Source organism: Glaciecola punicea (assembly GCF_001756615.1).
Classification (GTDB): Bacteria; Pseudomonadota; Gammaproteobacteria; order Enterobacterales; family Alteromonadaceae; genus Glaciecola; species Glaciecola punicea.
This window is the reverse complement of the sequence record NZ_LZXY01000003.1, coordinates 407,893-427,563: the sequence shown is the minus strand read 5'-3', so window position 1 is coordinate 427,563 and position 19,671 is coordinate 407,893. Positions and strand designations below refer to the sequence as shown.

At 44.5% G+C, this 19,671-nt stretch carries 17 protein-coding genes; 1 reads left to right on the top strand and 16 read right to left on the bottom strand.

Annotated elements, in window-relative coordinates; genetic code table 11:
• Nucleotides 1-50: 50 nt before the first annotated feature.
• The 16 genes from accA to rpsB form a co-directional block, all read right to left on the bottom strand.
• Nucleotides 51-1,007, bottom strand: a complete 957-nt coding sequence (gene accA, locus BAE46_RS06015; protein ID WP_070111959.1) for an acetyl-CoA carboxylase carboxyl transferase subunit alpha — start codon at nucleotides 1,005-1,007, stop codon at nucleotides 51-53.
• 145 nt (nucleotides 1,008-1,152) lie between these two features.
• Nucleotides 1,153-4,653 carry a DNA polymerase III subunit alpha gene (gene dnaE / locus BAE46_RS06010; protein WP_083256805.1) on the bottom strand — a complete coding sequence of 1,167 codons (3,501 nt, stop codon included), beginning with the start codon at nucleotides 4,651-4,653 and terminating at the stop codon, nucleotides 1,153-1,155.
• A 54-nt stretch (nucleotides 4,654-4,707) separates the two neighbouring features.
• A complete protein-coding gene (gene rnhB / locus BAE46_RS06005; RefSeq protein WP_006004757.1) occupies nucleotides 4,708-5,298 on the bottom strand; it encodes a ribonuclease HII in 591 nt (196 codons plus the stop codon).
• A gap of 1 nt (nucleotide 5,299) precedes the next feature.
• Nucleotides 5,300-6,514, bottom strand: a complete 1,215-nt coding sequence (lpxB, locus tag BAE46_RS06000) for a lipid-A-disaccharide synthase (protein WP_070111984.1) — start codon at nucleotides 6,512-6,514, stop codon at nucleotides 5,300-5,302.
• Between the two features lie 4 nt (nucleotides 6,515-6,518).
• A complete protein-coding gene (lpxA, locus tag BAE46_RS05995) occupies nucleotides 6,519-7,289 on the bottom strand; it encodes an acyl-ACP--UDP-N-acetylglucosamine O-acyltransferase (RefSeq protein WP_070111983.1) in 771 nt (256 codons plus the stop codon).
• Nucleotides 7,289-7,738: a 3-hydroxyacyl-ACP dehydratase FabZ gene (gene fabZ / locus BAE46_RS05990; RefSeq protein WP_006004752.1), complete on the bottom strand. Its 450-nt coding sequence runs from the start codon at nucleotides 7,736-7,738 to the stop codon at nucleotides 7,289-7,291. Before fabZ ends, lpxA begins: the two co-directional genes overlap by 1 nt.
• A gap of 228 nt (nucleotides 7,739-7,966) precedes the next feature.
• Nucleotides 7,967-8,503, bottom strand: a complete 537-nt coding sequence (locus BAE46_RS05985) for an OmpH/Skp family outer membrane protein (protein WP_141729319.1) — start codon at nucleotides 8,501-8,503, stop codon at nucleotides 7,967-7,969.
• 64 nt (nucleotides 8,504-8,567) lie between these two features.
• Entirely contained in the window at nucleotides 8,568-11,060 is a 2,493-nt protein-coding gene (gene bamA / locus BAE46_RS05980; protein WP_006004748.1) for an outer membrane protein assembly factor BamA, read from the bottom strand.
• A gap of 78 nt (nucleotides 11,061-11,138) precedes the next feature.
• A complete protein-coding gene (rseP, locus tag BAE46_RS05975) occupies nucleotides 11,139-12,488 on the bottom strand; it encodes a sigma E protease regulator RseP (RefSeq protein ID WP_070111958.1) in 1,350 nt (449 codons plus the stop codon).
• Entirely contained in the window at nucleotides 12,488-13,678 is a 1,191-nt protein-coding gene (gene ispC, locus BAE46_RS05970; protein ID WP_006004744.1) for a 1-deoxy-D-xylulose-5-phosphate reductoisomerase, read from the bottom strand. The genes rseP and ispC overlap by 1 nt, the downstream gene beginning before the upstream one ends.
• 6 nt (nucleotides 13,679-13,684) lie before the next feature.
• Entirely contained in the window at nucleotides 13,685-14,548 is an 864-nt protein-coding gene (locus BAE46_RS05965) for a phosphatidate cytidylyltransferase (RefSeq protein WP_006004742.1), read from the bottom strand.
• Nucleotides 14,542-15,267 (bottom strand): polyprenyl diphosphate synthase, encoded by a 726-nt coding sequence (gene uppS, locus BAE46_RS05960; RefSeq protein ID WP_051987311.1) that lies wholly within the window; start codon nucleotides 15,265-15,267, stop codon nucleotides 14,542-14,544. Before uppS ends, BAE46_RS05965 begins: the two co-directional genes overlap by 7 nt.
• Before the next feature lie 79 nt (nucleotides 15,268-15,346).
• A complete protein-coding gene (gene frr / locus BAE46_RS05955; protein WP_006004738.1) occupies nucleotides 15,347-15,904 on the bottom strand; it encodes a ribosome recycling factor in 558 nt (185 codons plus the stop codon).
• Nucleotides 15,905-15,983: 79 nt separating this feature from the next.
• On the bottom strand, nucleotides 15,984-16,733 hold the full coding sequence (pyrH, locus tag BAE46_RS05950) for a UMP kinase (RefSeq protein ID WP_006004735.1): 750 nt from the start codon (nucleotides 16,731-16,733) through the stop codon (nucleotides 15,984-15,986).
• Nucleotides 16,734-16,842: 109 nt separating this feature from the next.
• Entirely contained in the window at nucleotides 16,843-17,718 is an 876-nt protein-coding gene (gene tsf / locus BAE46_RS05945) for a translation elongation factor Ts (RefSeq protein WP_070111957.1), read from the bottom strand.
• 100 nt (nucleotides 17,719-17,818) lie between these two features.
• Nucleotides 17,819-18,544 carry a 30S ribosomal protein S2 gene (rpsB, locus tag BAE46_RS05940; protein WP_006004731.1) on the bottom strand — a complete coding sequence of 242 codons (726 nt, stop codon included), beginning with the start codon at nucleotides 18,542-18,544 and terminating at the stop codon, nucleotides 17,819-17,821.
• 292 nt (nucleotides 18,545-18,836) lie between these two features.
• Here rpsB and map point away from each other — a divergent pair, with 292 nt between their 5' ends.
• Nucleotides 18,837-19,631 (top strand): type I methionyl aminopeptidase, encoded by a 795-nt coding sequence (gene map / locus BAE46_RS05935; protein ID WP_070111981.1) that lies wholly within the window; start codon nucleotides 18,837-18,839, stop codon nucleotides 19,629-19,631.
• The last annotated feature ends 40 nt before the right edge of the window (nucleotides 19,632-19,671 follow it).

The following is a 19,671-nucleotide window of genomic DNA, read 5'->3' as shown; positions in this document are numbered from 1 at the left end:
CAGTGTCTGCCAAGCGTTTTTAAAAACATCAATAATACTTGTTTTCAAGTTTAGCAATAGCCAAAAGACATCAGTCTTTCGTAGCGCTCTTGCATTAAGGTTTCTTCGCTTAAGCTTTGTAATTGCGCTAACTGCTGCTTAATAGTGGCTTTTACATTTGCCGCTGTACTTACGTAATCTCGGTGCGCACCGCCTAATGGCTCTTTTATAATGGTATTTATCAAACCAAGTGCCTTTACTTGCTTTGCGGTAACCCCCATTGCTTCAGCCGCTGTAGGGGCCTTTTCAGCACTTTTCCACAGTATAGAGGCACAGCCTTCAGGAGAAATTACCGAGTAAGTTGAATATTGCAGCATATTCACTCTATCGCCAACACCAATGGCAAGTGCACCGCCCGAACCACCTTCGCCAATTACGGTACAAATAATAGGCACAGTGAGCTCAGCCATGGCTTTAAGATTAGTGGCAATGGCTTCACTTTGCCCACGCTCTTCAGCGCCCACGCCAGGATATGCGCCGGGTGTGTCAATAAAGGTTAATATTGGCAAATTGAATCTTTGCGCCATGCGCATCAAACGAAGCGCTTTTCGGTAGCCTTCTGGTTTTGGCATACCAAAGTTACGTTTGATTTTCTCTTGCGTGTCGCGGCCTTTTTGATGGCCAATGAGCATAACTGGCACGCCATCTAGTTTCCCAAGGCCGCCAATAATGGCTTTGTCGTCGGCGAAGTTACGATCACCTGAAAGCTCATCAAAATCGGTCAGCATGTTGTCTATGTAGTCTTGCGTGTAGGGACGCATTGGGTGCCTAGCAACCTGCGATATTTGCCACGCGCCTAAGTTATCAAAAATTTTGCGCGTGCGATCACCATTCTTTTCGCGCATTTTGGCAATTTCTTCTTCAATCCCCACGTCGAAGTCGCCGCCTTGGTTAATAAGGCGCAGCTCTTCTATTTTGGCTTCTAGCTCAGCAATTGGTTGCTCGAAATCAAGATAATGTAAGCCCATATTATTTAGTCCATTTTTTTATTAAGCCGCCAACTAGTGGCCACTATACTTGTTGTTAGTTAGGTTGCCAAGATGAGCACCGTTTACGCCAATTGCGCCGTTTTTATCGTTGGCGCAATTTACATAGTTTACATAATTTACATAGTTAGCTAAACGCAAGGTGCACGTTTTCATCGCCCAACATATGCTTTAACTCGCTCATCAGCTCATCTTCTACTCGTAGCGACCAGTTTACACCAGTTTGCAGCTCAAGCGCTACATCCGGATGCTGCACCTGAAAATGCAATGGGCAGGTGCCGCCTCTATATCGATAAAGTATATCTTGTAATTTAGACACGAGCGAGACTGAACACACATTTGCTAATAAATTCACCGTGAGGCGCTTAGCAAATCGATTTCGTGCTTCTACCAATGTCATAAGCTCGGTTATATTCATTGTAGTGCCCTCGTTATATCTGTCAAAGCTAACCTGCCCTTTTATCCAAATAAGCTTATCAACGCTAAGGACCTCTTCATAGCGCTCAAAAATGTCAGGGCTTACCCGCATTTCCATGCGCGCCGACTTATCATCAAGTGTGACCAAAGCCCAACGCCTACCCTGCTTATTGGTGAGAACCCGAGTAGCATAAATTAGCCCAGCCGTTGTAGTAAATACATCACGACGCGCAGGCACTAAATCTTTTATGACGCAGTCGGTGTAGTGCTTACACTCACTAATATATTGGCTCATCGGGTGGCCCGTTAAATATAGCCCCAAGGTTTCTTTTTCACCGTCAAGCCACACTCGCTCTGGCCACGGCGGTACTTGCTGAAAACTATTTTCACTTTGCTCTTGGGTAAATTCTTGCATGCCAAACATGTCGCTTTGGCCCGCTAGCGTCGCCTTAGCATTTTGCGAAGCAGCGTTCATCGCCTCTTTCAAACTTGCCGATAAAGCAGCGCGATGCGGACCTAATTTATCCAGCGCGCCAGCCATAATGAGCTTTTCAAGCACTCGCCTATTGATTTTCTTTAAATCGACTTTTGCACAAAAATCAAACAAATCAGCAAACAAACCTTGCGCTTGGCGAGCTTCAATAACGGCTTCCACAGGACCCTCGCCAACGCCTTTAATGGCGCCAATACCGTATACAATGGCACCTTCTTGGTCAACTGTGAATTTGTGCTGCCCGCTATTTAAATCTGGCGGCAGCACCTTAATGCCCATATTGCTGCACTCATCAATAAGCGTAACCACCTTTTCAGTGTTATCCATATCGGCTGACAATACCGCCGCCATAAACTCTGAAGGATAGTGCGCTTTGAGCCACAAAGTTTGATAACTAACTAAAGCATAAGCTGCAGAGTGTGATTTATTAAACCCGTATCCAGCAAACTTTTCCACCAAATCAAATATTTTCATGGCAAGATTGGGGTCTATATCGTTGTCAATTGCGCCCTGCTTGAAAAAAGAACGCTGCTTCTCCATTTCCTGAAGATTCTTCTTACCCATTGCGCGGCGTAACAAATCGGCGGCGCCTAGCGAATAGCCCGACATTACCTGCGCAATTTGCATAACCTGTTCTTGATATAAAATGATGCCGTAGGTTGGTTCAAGTATTTCTTGCAAACACGCGTGCTGATAAGTGGCGTCGGGGAATGAAACCGCTTCGCGACCATGCTTTCGATCAATGAAGTTGTCAACCATGCCTGACTGCAGCGGTCCTGGTCGGAACAATGCCACTAAGGCTATGATCTCTTCAAAAACATCCGGCGTTAAGCGTTTAATCAAATCTTTCATGCCGCGCGATTCAAGCTGGAATACAGCCGTCGTTTCAGCCCGCTTTAATAAGCTGAATGACTTTTTATCATCAAGAGGGAGAGTGGCGATATCAATCTCAATGCCCTTCACTTCTTGGACCATGTCTATGGCATTTTGAATAATGGTCAGCGTACGCAGCCCAAGAAAATCGAATTTGACTAAGCCGGCGGTTTCAACATCATTTTTATCAAACTGAGTGACCGGATTAGCCCCGGTATCGTCGCAGTAAAGCGGTGAAAAATCAGTTATGGTGGTGGGCGATATAACCACACCACCCGCATGCTTACCCGCATTTCGGGTAACGCCTTCTAGTATACGCGCCATGTCGATGAGCTCTTTTACGTCTTCATCTTGCTCGTATAGTGCCGGCAAGCGCGGTTCCACTTCAAAGGCTTTGGCTAGGGTCATACCTGGTTCGCCTGGGATCATTTTTGAAATGCGGTCCACAAAACCATAGGGATGGCTCATTACGCGCCCTACGTCGCGAATAACGGCTTTTGCGGCGAGCGTGCCAAAGGTGATGATCTGCGACACCGCATCTCGACCGTAAATCTCGGCCACGTGATCTATAACTTCATCGCGACGGTCCATGCAAAAATCAATATCAAAATCGGGCATGGAAACACGCTCAGGGTTCAAAAATCGCTCAAACAGTAAATCAAATTCTAAAGGGTCTAAGTCGGTAATATCTAGCGCATAAGCCACCAGCGAGCCTGCACCCGAACCGCGCCCGGGACCCACAGGTATATTGTTGTCTTTACTCCACTGAATAAATTCCATTACAATTAAGAAGTAGCCGGGAAATCCCATCTGATTGATAACTTTAAGCTCGATCTTTAGTCTGTCGTCGTACTCAGGTCGTTTTTCAAGTCGTACTGCTTCGTCGGGAAACAAAAATGCCAGGCGTCGTTCAAGCCCAAGCTCTGATTCTTTTACTAAGAATTCTCCCACGGTCATATCACCGGTAGGGAAATTGGGTAAAAAGTATTCTCCAAGGGTGAGCTTTACGTTGCATCGTTTAGCGATTTCAACGCTGTTTTCGATGGCTTCTGGAATATCTGAAAATAGCGAAATCATCTCTTGTGGCGTGCGCAAATACTGCTGGTTGGTGTAGCGTTTTACGCGGCGGGTGTCATCTAAGGTAAAACCTTCACTGATACACACACGCACTTCGTGGGCCTCAAAGTCGTCGCTGTTTAAAAACCGCACGTTGTTGGTGGCCACTACCGGCAGATCGTTTTTAGCGGCTAGCGCTACCGCCTCTTGAATATACGAATTTTGGCCTATGTGACCGGTTCGCTGAAGCTCAATGTAAAAACGATCGGCAAAGTGTTTTTGATAGAAACTTAACACGTCTTGCACTATCTTTTCTTTGCCGCTGGCAATAGCGATGCCCACGTCACCGTCCATTGCCCCCGACAAGACGATTACACCTTCACTATACTTGGCGAGTATGTCTTGCGTGACGACTACTTTATGTTGAATATGCCCCTGTAGGTAGGCGTCTGATATACAGTTGGTGATATTTCGGTAGCCTTTTTCATTCATGGCTAACAAACAAACTTGCACAATTTGACTGTCTTTACTGTCTGCCCGAGAGGCCGACTTATTTGTGCTTAGCGACTCATTTAATAGATAAATATCACAGCCTACAAGAGGCTTAATGCCTTTTTCCTTGGCGGCAGAATAAAATTTCACCAAACCACACATGTTCATCAAATCGGTCAAAGCTAGCGTTTTACTGCCTGCGTTCTGGCTAGCCTCTAGAATGGGCTTCACTTTATTTAGACCATCTTGCATAGAAAAGTCGCTATGCAGGCGCAAATGTACAAAATTTGACGTCACGTGTGAGGGTGCTCCCTTTGTAAAAATTCAGCTAAGCAAATTTAGTCGTACATTCTACCTTGTTGCAGCCGCAAGCTGAACAGGTTTAAAACTAAATCGGTGTTGTTTTATAGGACCGTGTTGTTCAAGCGCTAAAATATGCTGCTTGGTGGGATAGCCCTTATGGCGTGCAAAACCATACTCTGGATAAGACTGGTCAAGTGTTACCATTTCTAAATCACGGGTAACTTTGGCTAAAATAGACGCGGCTGAAATTTCCGCATGCAACAAGTCGCCTTTCACAATCGCTTCACTTTCATAGCGCCAGTTAGGGCATCTATTGCCATCTACGCGCACAAAATCAGGTTGAATATGCAAAGCACCCACTGCTCGCTGCATGGCCAGCATAGTGGCGTGTAGTATATTAAGCTCGTCTATTTCTAAAGGGCTGGCCCTGCCAATTGACCAGCTCAGCGCGCGCTCTTTAATAATAGAAAATAGCTGTTCACGCTTTTTTTCACTTAGCTTTTTAGAATCGGTAAGACCTTCAATAGCATTTAAGGGATCTAAGATAACCGCCGCGGTCACAACATCGCCCACTAAAGGGCCCCGTCCTACTTCGTCAACTCCGGCAATTAGGCGAAACGTTAAAGGTTTATTGCCCATATTAGCTGTGTTCTTGTAAACTAGATGCAGCATTTACAGCATACGATGTTAGCCCTAAAACAGCCTTAGCAGACTCGACGTCTGCGTTACATTTTAAGCTTTTATGTATTGACATAAATTTGTCTATCATGGCACACGTAATTGCGGGGTCTTGACGCCACACTCGGTTAAGCTCACTGGCCAAATTACTGGCATTAACATCTTCCTGTAGATACTCAGGCACCAATTGCTCATTGGCCAAAATATTCGGCAGTGCAAAATAATCTGGCTTATACATTCGTTTCATCACCATGTACGTTATGCTGGGCATTATATAAGCAACCACCATTGGGCGTTTGCACAACATGGCCTCTAATGCAGCAGTACCTGAGGCTAGCAACACAACATTGGCCGCTATCATCACGTCTCGCGCGGGCTTCTTGCTAACGTAAATATGATGTTTGTGTATGTTTTCACTCAGCGTTTGTTTTATTTGCTGCATGCGCGCCTCGTTAACAGCAGGGATAACAGCGCGTAGGTCCGGCTCTTTCTCCTTTAGCTTTGCAAATGTTTCCAAGAATATTGCCAACAGTGAATCTATTTCTCTGGCTCTAGATCCGGGCAACAGCGCTAAAATTGGCGTGTTATCTGTAATTTCTTGACCCAAGTCTAGTAACTTTCGCGCTTTTTTTTGATCGACAATCAAGGGCACATCGTCGGCCATTGTGTGGCCTACGAACTTAAAGGGTATATCGTGTTTATCATAAATTTGCTGCTCAAAGGGGAGAATACCCATTACTAAATTAGTCGCTTTGGCTATTTTATGAATACGATTTTCTCGCCATGCCCATACCGTGGGACTGACATAGTGCACCGTGGGAATACCTGCTGCTTTGAGCGCTATTTCTACCCGCAAATTAAAATCGGGGGCGTCTACGCCGATAAATACATCGGGTGGGTTGTCTAAAAAATGTTTGACTATGCTTTTACGAATATGCAACAAGCGCGGCAAATGCTTAATAACTTCAACTAAACCCATGACCGAAAGCTCACTCATATCAAAGAGTGAACGCATGCCAAGCTCGTTTAATGCTGCAGATCCTATACCCTCTATTTCACAATTAGGCTGTAGGGCAAGAATTTGTTTAACCATGCCTAAAGCCAAAATGGCGCCTGAGGTTTCGCCAACAATTAAGCCTATTCTAAGGGGTCGAGTGAGCGCAGTAGAGCTTGCCATTTGATTAGCGAATAATGCCACGTACAGATTCGTTTAAAAAATCTATCAATACCTTAAGGCTAGGCTCAGATTCACCAAGCTTAGTAATAAGGGCAATAGCATCACTAAAGCTGTGACCTTGACGATACAATATTTTATAAGCTTTTTTGATTGTGCTAATAGCATCAGGTGAAAAGCCTCTTCGCTTTAAACCTTCACTGTTTATGCCCTGAGGAATATGTTTTGTCCCGCTTACCATGACATAAGGAGGAAGGTCGCGCAGTATAATAGCACCGCCGCCGGCAAAAGAATGCGAGCCAATGTGGCAAAACTGATGTACCGCGCAAGTACCGCCTAAAATAACAAAGTCACCAATAATGACATGCCCGGCAATAGTAACGCCGTTGGCAAACACGTTGTCGTTGCCCATAATACAATCATGCGCAAAGTGAGCGCCCGCCATGAGTAAGTTACGGTCGCCAATTTTGGTCAGTAGTTTGTCTTGCACCGTGCCTCTGTGAACAGAACAATACTCACGAAATACGTTATTATCGCCAATCTCTAGATAGGTTTCTTCGCCAGCGTACTTTTTATCTTGGCAGTCTTCGCCTATAGAGCTGAATTGGAAAAACTGGTTATTTTTACCAATCTTAGAATGCCCTTTCAGCACTACGTGGCTTTTAAGCACGCAGCCTTCGCCTATTTCTACATTGTCACCAATGTAGCAAAAGGGGCCTATTTCGACTCCTTGCGCAATTTTTGCGTTTGGGGAAATAACCGATGATGGGTGTATTATCATTGAAAATCCCTCATTGCACACATAAATTCGGCCACGCAGGCGCTGTGACCATCGACGCTGGCAACACCTTCAAATTTCCAGATACCACGACGTTCTTTAATTAAACGCACTGAAATGTCAAGTCTATCGCCAGGCACTACGGGTGATCTAAAACGTGCTTTGTCAATACCAGCATATAAATATAGCTTATCGCTATTACCCATGGTTTTAAAGCCTAACAAACCTGCCGCCTGCGCCATAGCTTCTAAAATCAACATCCCGGGGAAAATAGGCTCACCGGGAAAGTGCCCTAAAAAGCACTCTTCATTTATAGTAATGTTCTTATAAGCCTCAATTGATTTACCAAGTTGATAGTCGGTCACCCTATCAATCAATAAAAACGGATAACGGTGAGGCAGCAAAGCCATAATTTCTTTTATTTCAATTGTATTTAGCGCGTGTGCCAAGGAAGTCTCCTAATTTATTATTTTGGCATATCATTGCCTATTTGGCGCTCAACTCTTTTTGTCTATGGTTGAGTAAAACTTTTATTGATTATACTTAAGCTACAAGCAGGTCAATTACGCTATAAGATAAGCCTTTATAGGCCAAAAACAAATCAGACCAACATAAGTTGGCCTGATTATTTTCATTTATCGTCTATTTTGCTTGTTAAACGTTCAACACTGACGGTATTAGTTTGCTCTGCTAACTTGCTGCTGTACTTTTTCTGAGATATCAAACTTTTTATCAAAAAAAGGTACTGCATTAGAATTTAGCACCATATCGTAATTTTCTTTTTCAGCAATACTGTCTATTGCTTGTTGAATAAGGGCGAATAATTTTCTACGCTCTTCTTCTGTACGACGCTCAACGTTTTGCTGAAGCGGCTGGCCTATTTGCTGAAGCTGTTGATTAAGCGCATTTATTTGCCCTTCAAGGTCGGTAATAGCCACTTCGCTCATGGTCGCTCTTTCGCGCTGTAATTTTTCTACTAAAAAGTTACCGTCACTGCGCAGACGCTGCACTTCTTGCATTTGACTAGCAAATTCAGCCTGTATGTTCTGCTCAATAACCGCTACCTGTGGCAAAGACTGCAGTACTTGCTGTACGTCTACTACCGCCAGTTTTTGTGCGTCTACTACCGCTAGTTTTTGTGCGTTTGCTGCACCAGACATGCTTGATACTGTTACGAAAGCTGCAAAAGACAAGCTTTTTATAAAATTGTTCACTGTAAAACTCCTATACGCTTATGATTTATGCGTGTTTTATATTAGTCTGCGGATTATACCCTGCTTAGAAGGTTGATCCAATGTTGAAAGTGAAGAATTTTGCATCGTCACCTTCACGCTCTTTTAATGCTCTTGAAAAACTAAATACCATAGGTCCCATTGGCGATATCCACTGCAGCGAGACGCCCGCTGAGCTTCTGTACTGTTTCCAATCACCAAAGTCTGGCAGTGTCTCAATAACATTGCCCCGATTACTTACCTGCACTACCTCTAAATCTTTGTACTGATCATACTGAAACTCTGTATCCCATACATTACCCACATCATAAAACAGACTAGTACGAACAGAATTGTCAAACTCTGAATCTACGAAAGGGGTGGGTACAATGAGTTCTAAGCCACCAAGCGCCATGGCATTGCCGCCTAGGCTTCGGTTTGAAAGGGCAATGCTATTGGTCTCGCGGTTGCCCAAAATAGGCACTCCGCTTGGGCTGGTAATCAAGTTACTGCGAATAAGCTGGATGCCGCGCGGACCCACGGTGTTGTTTTCAAATCCGCGTAGGGTATCAGCGCCACCGGCGGTAAAATTTTCATTAAACGGCAGTATTTGTTCTAAGCCGTTTTCATCACCGTAGCCGTTTCCATAGCCTAAACGTAATCTTGCTAACACTGTCCAGCGCTGGTTGCGCGTTAATGGGAAATACCATTTAGCATCAGAGGTAAGCTTAAAAAAGTTCACTTCTGAATTTGGTGTAGTGGTACTAAAAGAGGCACGCTGCGAAGAGCCGTCACTTGGGAACAAACCTCGGTTCAAAGTGTTGCGAGTCCAAGATACTGAACCCGTTATACTGTCGTAATTAATCGGCGCATCAGGGTCGCCCGAATCGGCAAATTGTTCATAAAAACGCGTAGTTTGTACAAAAGGCTGCGTATTCGCCCCAAGCTCTACGCTTGAGTAGGTTACGCCAAAACTAATACGGTTAACTTCGTTAATAGGATAACCCAAGTTTGCGCCTATCGACCAGCGTTTACTGCTGTACTGAATAAGACCAAAATCGCCGCCATCAAACTCACTATAGCCGATGTTGCCGCCTAAGCTAATGCCGTCAATAGTGAAATAAGGGTCCAAATAAGTAAGCTGCGCACTTTTTTGATATGAAACCGTGTTAAGACTTATGCCGACGCGTTTACCACTGCCTAAGAAATTGTCTTGCTGCACCCCCGCCTGCAGGCTAAGCCCGGTGGCGTCGCCGTAGCCAATACCCGCATTAAACGACCCAGAGGCCTGCTCTTTTACCGTAAACTCTACGTCAACTTTGTCGTCTTGTCCAGGTAAGCGAATCGTTGCAAATTCAACGCTCTCCATGTAGGTAAGTCGTGAAAGCTGGGCTTTTGATGTTTCTAGCGATCGGTTAGCTAACCAACTGCCTTCCATTTGCACAACGCTTTGGCGCAGTACATCATCGGCGGTAACTTGGTTGCCCTTAAAGCTAATACGGCGCACATAAATACGTTTGCCTGGGTCAACACGCAGCGTTAATTTAACTGTTTTGTCTTCGTCGTTTATTTCAGGAATAGTGGTAACAGTTGGATAAGCATACCCAAATCGACCCAAATAATTAGCAATAAATTCTTCGGTAAAGGTGACTTCTGCTTGATTGTATAAATCACCTTCTTTCAAAGGCAACACTTTAGATATAAAGTCTTCAAAGCCTAATAAATCGCCCGACAGCTCTATTTCAGATACATTATATTGCTCGCCCTCGGTCACGTTTAGGGTCACGTAAATGCCGTCTTTTTCGGGTGTCATAGAGACTTGGGTAGACGTTATTGCAAACTGCAGATAACCACGGTCTTTATAATAGCTCTCAATGATCTCCATATCGCCGGCTAGGGTTTGCTGCTGATAGCGCGTTTCAGACAAAAAGTTCCACCATGGAGCATCAAACTTAAGCTCCATTTGCTTAAACAGTTCGTCATCTTCAAATACTTTGTTACCCACGATATTGATTTGTCGAATTTCTGCCGCGTCACCCTCTTCAAATAGTAGCTTTACATCAACACGGTTTCGAGGAAGCGGGGTAACAATCGCGGTTACTTCTGCATTGTACTTACCAATGCTGTAAAAGAAATCTTTTAAGCCAGTTTCAATAGATGAAATAACAGTGCGATCAAGTGGTTCACCTATGCGGATATTCGATGAGTCTAAGCTTTCTTGAAGCTGCTCATCTTTAATATCGTCATTACCTTCAAACACTATGTTACTGATTGTTGGGCGTTCAGCAACGCTCACAATCAGCACGTTGCCGTCGCGGTATAATTCAACTTTCTCAAAGTGAGTGGATGAATACAAGGATCGTATTAACTGAGTTGTACGAAAACGGTTTAAGGTATCGCCTCGCTGCACGGGCAAATAGGTAAGTGCAGCGCCCAGTGCAACTCGTTGCAAACCTTCAACACGGATATCTTCTACGACAAACTCATTTGATGTTTGTGACATCGAATAAGAGGAGGTGGCTACTAAAGCCGCTGCTAGCACTAGTTTATTACACTTCATCAACTATTATTTTTCCAATATATTGCTTGTCAGACGTTATTGTTTGTTTAGCATTAAATGTTTCGGTTAGAATATTCGTTATATATTGCGCAGTATATCGTTGAAAATAGCGGTGGCCATAACAGCAAACAAAATCACCGCGCCAATTCTCAACCCTACTTCTTGGATAGCCTGAGACACCGGCTTACCCGTCACCCACTCTACGGTGAAGTACAATAAATGTCCGCCATCTAGTACAGGCAGCGGCAAAAGATTGATGATACCAAGATTCACGCTAATAATCGCTAAAAATCCTAGAAATGCCACTAATCCATAGCTTGCATGAGCACCTGCACCTTGCGCAATTGAAATAGGCCCGCTTAAATTCTTCACCGAGAGGTCACCGGTAAAAAGCTTGCCTAGCATTTCAAGTGTGACTGTCATTAAACGCCATGTACTTTGCGTGCCACTCACTAAAGCATCAATTGGGCCCTGTTTCACTTCAACAATGTATTGAGGCGGCCATGGCTCTTGAAATGGACTCACGCCCAAATAACCTTGAGCAGCTTTGTCAGGCTTTTGCCCTAGCATGGCCGTTATGGTCACCAGACTAGCATTGCGAAGCACTTCAAGCTCAATCGTTTGATTAGGACGCGTTTCAATATACTGGACTATTTGTCCCCAATTTGTCATTGGAGTTCCATCTAATTTCAGTATTTCATCATTTACGGCAAGACCGGCATTGCCCGCGGGCGTATTTGGGCCTATTGCCGCCAGTCTTGTGGTCAGCGCTGGCGTAAACGGGGCAAAGCCTAAGGCGCCAAATAAATCTCTAGCGTCGGGGTCAAGCTTCCACCCTTCTATGGGTAATATTCTTTTACGCTCTAAGCCATTGGCGTCTTTTACCGTAATGGGCATACTGGCATCGCCGCTGAAACGCACCATTTCAATGCTGACCTCTTGCCAATCTTTTACGTCTCTTTCACCTACTCTAATAATTTCATCGTTGCTCATTAGACCTGCTTGGGCAGCGTAAGAGTTTGGCATTATTTCGCCCACGACGGTGCGCGATGTTTGCGAACCCAACATACCAACCAGCATAAGCGCAAAAATAGCGAATAAGAAATTGACGATAGGCCCAGCGGCCACAATCGCCATGCGCTGGCCGACTGGTTTTAGGTCAAAGCATACGTTCAGATCTTGCGTACTGACTTGGTCTACTCGGCCGTCAAGCATTCGCACATAGCCACCAAGAGGAATAGCCGCTATTATAAATTCCATACCGCTTGAGGTAACGCGTTTATAAAGAGGCTTACCAAAACCAATAGAGAACTTTAATATTTTCACCTTGCACAGTTTAGCGACGTAGTAATGGCCCCATTCGTGCACCGCCACTAAAATACTCAGTGCAATGACAAACGATGCAATATTCCAAATAATGGATAGCATTAGACAAGTTCCTTAATAATTTGATGCGCAAGAATACGGCTTGAAGCATCATGTTCTATAATACTGTCAATGCAGGTGAGGCTGCTGGTATTTTGTTTTTGCAAAGTCATATCGTTGACCGTGTTTATTTGCGAGAAGTTCACTTTGCCTTGTAAAAAAGCGTCAACCGCCACTTCGTTTGCTGCGTTTAGGGTAGTGGTTGCTGCTTGTCCGCTCTTACTTGCCTGTATCGCCAAAAAAAGATTCGGGAAACGCTTTTTGCAAGGAGTGGAGAAACTAAGGTTAGACAGTTGAGCAAAGTTTAATGGGCCCACACCCGACTCAATTCTATTAGGGTAGGCTAAACCGTGCGCAATGGGAGTGCGCATGTCAGGATTACCCATTTGCGCAATTACCGAACCATCCACATATTGCACCATAGAGTGAATAGTACTTTGCGGGTGAATTACCACCTCAATATCGTCTTCGTTAAAACCAAATAGCCACTTCGCTTCTATAAACTCTAAGCCTTTATTCATCATTGAGGCTGAGTCTATGGAAATTTTCTGACCCATTGACCAATTAGGATGAGCGCAGGCTTGCGCCGGCGTGACATGACTGAATTGGGCTAAAGGAAGCTCTCTAAATGGACCACCGCTGCCCGTTAGTAGCAGGTGAGAAATACCACTTGCTTGCTTATCACCGTAAATAAAATCACTCGGCAAGCACTGAAAAATAGCGTTGTGCTCACTGTCTATAGGTATTAACTGTGCTTTGTGTTTATTCACCGCATTAATAAACAGTTCGCCCGACATGACTAAGGCTTCTTTATTTGCTAATAAAATACGCTTACCGGAGGTGACCGCGGCCAAAGTAGGCAATAGACCCGCCGCGCCCACAATAGCCGACATAACGCAGTCTACTTCTGACGCACTGGCAATATCAATAAGACCTTGTTTGGAATGCAACAGTGTTGTTTTGCCGATACTGGCACCAAGAATCTGCTTGAGTTCCTTAACCGCCGCAGCGTCCTTTACTACGGCATAGTTAGGCACGAAGGTACGGATTTGCTCAGCCAATTTAGTTAACTGATTCATGCCCGATAAAGCAAACACTTTGAATTTATCAGGATGTCTTGAGATAACGTCTAAAGTAGACGTACCGATGGAGCCTGTGGCCCCTAAAATACAGATTTGTTGAGGGTATTGCATAAAAACCTAGACCATCCACACAACATAGCAAAAGGCAAATACGGGGAATGCGGCGGTTAAACTGTCAATTCTGTCCATAATACCGCCGTGTCCTGGTAATAGCCTGCCGCTGTCTTTAATGCCAGCACAGCGCTTAAACATACTCTCGTTTAAATCACCTAGCGCAGACACGCCAACGGTTAAGCCGCCAATTACCACATGTAGTAAAATACGCGCAGGCTCTACTTGGTAGTGTAAAGCGGCAAACGCAATAATGGCTAATGAGGCCGTAACACCGCCTAATAAACCTTCGAGGGTTTTCCCCGGCGACACATTCGGGCGTAGTTTGTGCTTGCCAAATTTAACCCCTACAAAAAAGGCGCCAATATCGGCGGCCCATACAATACCTAGTACATAAAAAAGTAATGAAGCGCCGTAAAATGGGTCGATATCGTATAAGCTAGTACGTAAACTTACAATGGCCACCCACGTGGGGATAAGCGTGAGTATGCCGAAGGCGCCTCTGATACTGCGGCTGTTTTTCCAAAAACTGCTGTAGCGCGGATAGGCAAGGATCATGAACAGCGAGACTAACCACCAAACAGCAGATATTTGCAATATTGCCTTATAAATCGGATTTAATTCGCCTTGTACCCAAATTTGACTAGCGTCAACGCTTACAATTAGCACCGCAAAAATGCCTGCAATGAAAATAGCAAACCAGCACTTAATTATACGCGTAGTAATCCCCGACATATTAGCCCATTCATAGGCACCCAGTAAAATAATGCCTGCGACAGCATACTTGAAGCCTTCTATTGGCAAAAACAAAATACCTGCTAAAGCCAGCGGTGCAAGCACTAAAGCGGTTAAGATCCGTTGTTTTAACATATGACGCTCTCATTATTATTATCGTTGTCGTCTTGCGTCATGATTTGTGCGCCAGTTAAGCCAAAACGGCGTTGACGACTAGCAAAATCTGCAATAGCTAGGTTGAAAACATCTTCGTTAAAATCAGGCCACAGCACGTCACTGAAATAAAATTCAGCATAAGCGCACTGCCATAATAAAAAATTACTCACGCGGTGGTCGCCACCGGTACGAATTAACAGATCGAGCTCAGGTAAGCCAGCAGTGCTAACATGGCGATTGAAAAGATCTTCGGTAATATCGCTAATACTTAAATCGTTTTGTTTTACCTGCTGCGCAATGCGGCGTGTGGCGTCAATAATATCCCAGCGACCACCAAAGTTCGCCGCAATATTTAAGCTTAACGACCTATTGCTGGCGGTAAGCGCTTCTGCTTTCTTAATTTTCTCCTGTAACTTTTGGTCGAAGGCCGAAATATCACCAATTACTTTTAGACGAATATCGTTCTTATTAAGCTTTTTAACTTCAGAGCGCAATACCAACGAAAAAAGATGCATGAGCACCCCTACCTCGTCTTTGGGTCGCTGCCAATTTTCACTGCTAAACGCAAACAGTGTGAGTGATTTAATACCGACTTTACGGGCTAAGGTGACCGCAGAGCGAACAGCATCAACGCCTGCCTTATGCCCAAAAGTGCGTAATTTACCCTGTTGCTGGGCCCAGCGGCCATTACCATCCATAATAATAGCCACGTGACGCGGGATTTTATCAAGCGCTTGACCAGCGTCAATTGATTGACCTTCAGGCTTAGCCAACTGACTAGACTTCCATCAATTCTTTTTCTTTGTCGGCTAGTGTACCGTCAATATGTTTAATATGATCGTTGGTAAGTACCTGTATGTTTTCCTCGCACGCTCTGGCTTCATCTTCACTAATGTCTTTATCTTTTAGTAAATCTTTAATATCGCTGTTAGCGTCACGTCTTATATTACGCACGGCTACGCGGCCTTGCTCTACTTCGTTGCGCACCACTTTTATTAAGCTTTTACGGCGTTCTTCTGTTAACGGCGGCAAAGGAACACGAATTGAGGCCCCTGCGCTCATTGGGTTTAACCCCAAATCAGATTGCATAATGGCTTTTTCAACGGCTTGAATAGCGCTTTTGTCAAATACCGACAGCGCTAGGGTACGGCTGTCTTCGGCGACTATGTTGGCTAATTGCTTAAGCGGGGTGTCAGCGCCATAGTAAGAAACCATGATGCTGTCGAGTAGGCTCGGGTGGGCTCTACCGGTGCGGATTTTAGCTAGCTGTGTTTTTAGTGCCGCAACACTTTTCTCCATGCGGTCTTGCGCATCAAGTTCTATTTCATCAATCATAATTAACAACCTTTACTGACAATTTCATTTTATATTAACACTATTTTTACGTAGTTGTACGAGCGCAATGCGTCGAACTTCAGCTTAATGCCTCAGATGAATTGGTATGACAAATAAGTGTACCTTGCGATTGGCCCAACACCACCTGTTTTAAGCAACCTGGTTTGGTCATATTAAACACGCGAATTGGAATGCTATGGTCTCGCGCAAGGGTAAATGCAGCTAAATCCATTACTTTAAGTTCTTTTTCTAACACTTCGCTGTAGCTCAAATGACTATACAATACAGCCTCAGGATTTTTAGCCGGATCGCTATCGTAAACACCGTCTACTTTAGTCGCTTTTAAGACCACGTCTGCTTCAATTTCAATCCCGCGTAAACATGCAGCAGAGTCAGTGGTAAAGAAAGGGTTGCCGGTACCTGCCGCGAATATAACCACTCTGCCCGATTTAAGCATTTTGATGGCGTTGGTCCAGTTGTACGAATCGCATACGCCGTTAAGAGGAATAGCTGACATTAGCTTTGCATTTACGAACGCGCGATGCAAAGCGTCGCGCATGGCGAGACCGTTCATCACCGTGGCTAACATACCCATATGATCGCCTACCACGCGGTTCATGCCAGCTTTTGCTAGGCCTTCACCTCTAAATAAATTACCACCACCAATCACAAGGCCAACTTCAATACCTAGTTCTACTAGTTCTTTAATCTCTTCAGCCATACGATCAAGGACTTTGGGATCTATGCCAAAGCTTTCGTTGCCCATAAGCGCTTCACCGCTTAATTTTAATAGGATCCGACGATAGGCGAGTTTAGGGCTTACACTCATGCGCAGTTTTTTCCTTTAGTTATAAAAAAAGCACCTCATTTGAGATGCTTAATAGTGTATATGAACAGGCTGTTTTACAAAAGAATGTTTTTTGCAAAACCACGTCATTTTAGGCTTTTTTAGCCGCTGCCATTTGTGCAGCAACTTCTGCAGCAAAATCTTCGGTTTTCTTCTCAATGCCTTCGCCCACTTCAAAGCGGACAAAGTTGACCACATCTGCATTTTTGCTTTTTAAGTAGTCACCCACGCTCATTGAAGGGTCTTTCACGAAAGGCTGGCCTGTTAAGCTAACTTCACCGGTAAATTTCTGCATGCGGCCAGATACCATCTTTTCTGCAATGTCAGCAGGCTTGCCTGACTGGATAGCAATTTCAAGCTGTATTTCTTTTTCTTTAGCTACCACTTGTGCAGGCACATCACTCGGTTTAACGTACACAGGGCTAGACGCTGCAACGTGCATTGCAATGTCTTTTGCTAGGTCTTCGTCACCGCCTGTTAAGATAGCGATTACACCAATGCGACCGCTATGTACGTAGGCACCAAGGTTTTCACCTTCGATGTTAATAACACGACGTGGGGAAATGTTTTCGCCAATTTTTGCCACCAGTGTATCGCGTGCTGTTGCGATTGTTACGCCGTCTAAGTCAGCCGCATTGAGGCTGTCAATGTCATTAATGTTTTGCGCAGCGGCTACTGCTAATATTTTGTTGCCAAACGCTAGAAAGCCTTCGTCACGTGCCACAAAATCAGTTTCAGAGTTAAGTTCTAGCATCGTTGCTTTGTTGCCGACTACGTGCGTTAAAATTACGCCTTCAGCGGCAATACGGCCAGCTTTTTTAGCGGCTTTTGCTTGACCTGACTTACGCATGTTCTCAATCGCTAACTCAACGTCGCCGTCGGTCTCTACCAGTGCGTTTTTACAATCTAGCATACCTGCGCCTGTACGCTCGCGTAGTTCTTTTACCAGTGCTGCTGTCACTGCCATTGTCTTATTCCTCAAAATTTATGTTTTTCACTGCTTATGAAGGAAGGGTTTAAAAAAGGAGACTCACGTCTCCTTTCAAAATGTAAAATAAAGCCTTAACTTAACCTTCGTCAGCTACGAATTCATCGCTTGGTGCCAGTATGTCTTTGTTACGATCTTCCAACACGGCGTCTGCCACTGCGTTCGTATATAACTGCACGGCTCTTATTGCGTCGTCGTTACCCGGAATGATGTAATCAACACCGTCTGGATTTGAGTTGGTATCAACGATTGATACAACCGGAATACCTAAGTTACGCGCTTCGGTAATAGCAATATGTTCGTGGTCTGCATCGATAACAAAAATCACGTCAGGCAAGCCGCCCATGTTTTTGATGCCGCCTAAGCTGCTTTCTAGCTTAGTCATTTCACGATTAAGCAATAACACTTCTTTTTTCGTTAACTTGTCAAAAGTACCGTCAGCGCTTTGTGCTTCAAGCTCTTTTAAACGGTTGATTGACTGACGCACTGTTTTCCAGTTTGTCAACATGCCGCCCAACCAACGCTTGTTCACGTAGTATTGACCGCATCTTAATGCTGATTCTTTTACTGCATCGCTCGCCGCACGCTTGGTGCCTACGAACAAAATTTTACCTTTACGATGGGCAACACTTTGTAAAAAGCTAAGCGCATCATTGAATAAAGGAACAGTTTTTTCTAAGTTGATGATATGTACTTTGTTACGTGCGCCGAAAATGAACTGCGCCATTTTGGGATTCCAGTAACGAGTTTGGTGACCAAAGTGGACACCAGCGTTGAGCATGTCACGCATTGAAACGTTTGCCATTATAGTATTTCCTAATTGTAGGGGTTATGCCTCCACATTCCCCTATCCCCGATCGCTGTTTTAAGCGACACCCCGGACATAGTGTCGAAATGTGTGTGAATTTTTAGTTATTCACTGCCCGATTGTCAGCGTTTTTTCTTCTTTTGAAGATGTGAAACGCATAGTATTCGAAAACAGCGCGCGTTTTATATCATTTATAAGGGCTTATTACAAACTTTTTTCCCCTAACCTTGTATGCTTAGTCCTACTGTATGATAATACGCTTATACAATTAATAGAAGGCAGCAAAGCTTTGGCAGCAACCATAAAAACAGCATCCGAAATAGAGAAAATGCGCTTCGCAGGCAAACTCGCCAGTGAAGTGTTAAACATGATAGGCGAACATGTGGTGAAAGGGGCAACAACTGAGCACCTTGACAGGCTTTGCCATAACTACATTGTTGATGTGCAGGGCTGCATTCCTGCGCCGCTACATTATGGCAATCCGCCTTTTCCAAAATCGGTTTGTACGTCAGTGAATCATGTTATTTGCCATGGTATACCTAGCGATAAAAAACTCAAAGACGGCGATATTGTCAATATAGATGTTACGGTAATAAAGGATGGTTACCACGGTGACACTTCAAAAATGTTTGTGATAGGAAAGCCCAGCATTATGGCTGAGCGTCTTATTAAAGTGACCCAAGAATGCCTCTATAAAGGCATTGCGTTAGTCAGACCCGGCGCTCGCTTAGGCGATATAGGACATGTTATTCAAACTCACGCCCAACATCATAATTACTCTGTGGTACAAGAGTACTGTGGTCATGGTATTGGCGCTACTTTCCATGAAGATCCTCAGGTGGTCCATTATGGCCAGCCTAACACCGGCGAAGAAATAGTGGCAGGCATGTGCTTTACCATTGAACCGATGATAAATGCCGGCAAGCGCCATTCTAAGATGCTGCCTGACAAATGGACTGTGGTCACAAAAGATAGAAGCTTGAGCGCGCAGTGGGAACATACCTTATTGGTGACTGAAACGGGCGTTGAAATTTTAACCCATCGTGACGACGAAACTATCCCTAGAATTATAAATCATAGTTAGCAATCGCCAGGACCAAAATAGCTGCCTCATCGACAATTAA